A 618-nucleotide genomic window follows, 5' to 3' on the forward strand; every position below is an offset into this window, starting at 1 on the left:
GATGAACTTTTACGTCGGCTTTCTCACCCATTCTGGTTTCAGTCCTTTGGTGCAGTGATGGGCATGGACTGGCACTCCTCAGGTATCACAACCAGTGTGATCGGCGCGTTGAAACGTGGCCTTACCCCAATGTCGCATGAATTGGGAATTCATGTTTGCGGCGGGCGCGGCTCTCACTCGCGAAAAACGCCTTCGGAGCTGAATGCGATTGGAGAGCGTGTAGGAATTGACGCAAGAGCTCTGGGACAGGCAAGCAGACTGGTCGCAAAAGTCGACAGTGCCGCCTTGCAGGACGGATTTGATCTTTATCTCCACGGTTTCATTGTTGCTGATGATGGAAAGTGGGTGGTTGTCCAGCAGGGAATGAATGGGAATAGTCGGCAGGCAAGACGTTATCACTGGCTGTCTGAAGGGCTGACCAGCTTTGTCGATGCTCCTCATGCCGCAATCGAAGGTCAGCAAGTCGGAAATATTATCAACCTTGCTGATCGTCGCGCATCGGACTCGCGGGTACAGCAAATCGAGGTTTTGAAGACATTGAATCCTGGCCGGATTGTCGAGGAGGCGGCAACCCTCGAGGGGACGCCTGCAGTCAAGCCGACCCTTTCAGACCAAATG

1 protein-coding gene is annotated in these 618 nt (G+C 53.6%); it reads left to right on the forward strand.

What is annotated here, in order from left to right:
- The coding region (locus ACTJI9_RS22445) for a DUF763 domain-containing protein (RefSeq protein WP_440811030.1) at nucleotides 1-618 on the forward strand (618 nt) is incomplete at both ends.

The organism is Phyllobacterium sp. 22552 (assembly GCF_052044585.1).
In the GTDB taxonomy this organism is placed as follows: Bacteria; Pseudomonadota; Alphaproteobacteria; order Rhizobiales; family Rhizobiaceae; genus Phyllobacterium; species Phyllobacterium ifriqiyense.